The organism is Methylocystis sp. H62, assembly GCF_015709515.1.
In the GTDB taxonomy this organism is placed as follows: Bacteria; Pseudomonadota; Alphaproteobacteria; order Rhizobiales; family Beijerinckiaceae; genus Methylocystis.
Map to the genome: position 1 here is coordinate 6,127 of NZ_JADNQZ010000017.1, position 2,281 is coordinate 8,407.

Genomic DNA, 2,281 nt, shown 5'->3' on the forward strand with positions numbered 1-2,281 from the left:
GATATCGCTCGCCGATACGGAGCGACGCGCTGGCAGATCTACGATTGGCGCCGGCGCTTTCGGCGTGGTCTTTTGGCCGCGCCGAAAGAAGATGTCGCGTCGCCTGCGTTCGTTCAGCTAACCGTCGACGATGATCTACAACGAACGCCGCACGCCGATATCGTCGAGGTGGCGATTGGCGACATCTTGATCCGTGTGGGACGAGACGTGGGCGAGGCGCATCTGGCGCGGATTTTCCGCGCGGCGCGCGCCGCGTCATGATCGGGCTCGGCGGTCAGCTGCTGACGATCTACCTGGCCACGCGGCCGGTGGACTTTCGCAAGGGACACGATGGCCTCTCGTCCTTGTGCAGGAAACGTTCGGGCGCGATCCGTTCAGCGGCGCCGTGTTCGTGTTCAGATCGAAACGCGCGGACAGAATCAAGTTCTTGGTCTTCGATCGAACCGGGCTGGTGTTGGCGCACAAGCGGCTCGAAGGCGGCAAGTTCGTTTGGCCCGGCATACGTGATGGCGTCATGCGATTGTCGCCTGCGCAGTTCGCGGCGCTGTTTGAAGGGTTGGATTGGCGACTTGTTCGGCCTGAGCGCGCGCGTCGTCCAGAGCTTGCTGGATGACCGCGACGAATTGACTCGGGCATGTGTTTCGACGTGGCGAAAACGTCACGAATATGATTGCCTGGGGCATGGACGCCGCTTCTCTTGCAGAAGAAAACGCCGCCCTGAAAGCGCTGCTCGCGCGGTCGCAATCGGATCTGGCGGAACATCAGGCGGCGCTCGCCGCCTCCGAGGAGGCGCGCCGTCGGCTGGAAATCATCATCGACGATCTGCGACGCGAGAAGTTCGGTTCGAAGTCGGAGAAGCTGACGCCGGATCAGTTTAATCTTCCGCTCGAGGACGTCGAGATTGCTCAGGGCGTTTTGGACGCCGCGCAGGAAAAAGCCGCGGCGATCATCCAGGGCAAATCGGCGCGAGCGGATCGTTCGCGCAACGGCAATCGTGGCCAGTTCCCGGCTCATCTTCCGCGCGTCGAGCGCGTGATCGAACCGCGAAGCACACTGTGTCCCTGCGGTTGCGGCCCGATGACGATGATTGGCGAGGATGTCTCCGAGCGTCTCGATGTGATCCCGGCCCAGTTCCGCGTGTTGGTGACGCGTCGCCCTAAATATGCGTGCCGCCGCTGCTCGAGCGCCGTCGCGCAGGCGCATGCGCCCGAGCACATCGTGCCTGGCGGCCTGCCAACTGAGGCGCTGATCGCCCAGGTCATTGTCGCGAAGTTTGGCGATCACCTGCCATTTTATCGGCAGGCCGAAATCTACGCCCGCCAAGGCGTCGTTCTGGATCGGGCGACGCTCGGCAATTGGGCGGGTCGCGCCTGCTTTCATCTCCAGCCGATCGCAGATCACATGTCCAAGCGCCTGGCCTTTGCGGACCAGGTCTTCATGGACGAAACGACGGCTCCGGTTCTCGATCCCGGACGGCGCCGAACAAAGAAGGGCTTCTTCTGGGCGATCGCGTCGGATGATCGCGGGCATGGTGGGACGGATCCGCCGGTCGTGCTTTTCCGATACGCGCCGGGGCGCGGCGGCGCCCATGCCGAGCGGTTCCTGCATGGCTATCATGGGCGTTATCTGCAATGCGACGGCTATGACGGCTATGAGCTTCTCACGCGCATATGCCGCGACGAGGGCCCATGGACGCTGGTCCATTGCTGGAGCCACCTTCGGAGGCGTTTCGTCAAGCTTCTACGCAATACAAAATCCCCGATCGCGGAGACGGCGGTCCGCCACGCTCTACGTCATCGAAGCCGACATACGTGGCCACGCGCCGGAAGCGCGGCTGGCGACGCGTAAGAAACTTTCCGCGCCCATCGTCGAAGCCTTGAAACCGTGGTTCGAGAAGCAACTGTCGCTGATCTCGTCAGGCTCCACGTTGGCCACGGACATCCGCTACGCGTTGAGCCACTGGGCCGGTCTCACCAGGTTCCTGGAGGACGGCCGCCTCGAGCTGGATACGAACCCGGTCGAAAACGCCATCAGACCCGTGGCTCTTACGCGAAAAAATGCGTTATTCGCCGGGCACGAAGTCGGAGCTCAAAACTGGGCGCTGCTCGCCTCCATCGTCGCGACGTGCAAACTAAACAACCTTGATCCCGTCGCCTACATCGCCAAAACGCTGCAAGCCATTCTCGACGGACATCCTCAAAGCCGCATCGACGAACTGATGCCGTGGAGCTTCGTCGCCGCGTCAAGCCTCGCCGCATAGGTGATCGGAAAGGCGCTTACG

General features: G+C 62.5%; 1 protein-coding gene and 2 pseudogenes. All 3 read left to right on the forward strand.

The window, feature by feature from the left end:
- Nucleotides 1-261: pseudogene (locus IYY11_RS00375) on the forward strand (hypothetical protein); the annotation flags it as partial.
- 130 nt (nucleotides 262-391) lie between these two features.
- On the forward strand, nucleotides 392-613 hold the full coding sequence (gene tnpB / locus IYY11_RS22495) for an IS66 family insertion sequence element accessory protein TnpB (RefSeq protein WP_312029671.1): 222 nt from the start codon (nucleotides 392-394) through the stop codon (nucleotides 611-613).
- 68 nt (nucleotides 614-681) lie between these two features.
- Nucleotides 682-2,260, forward strand: a pseudogene (tnpC, locus tag IYY11_RS00385) (IS66 family transposase).
- Nucleotides 2,261-2,281: the final 21 nt, after the last annotated feature.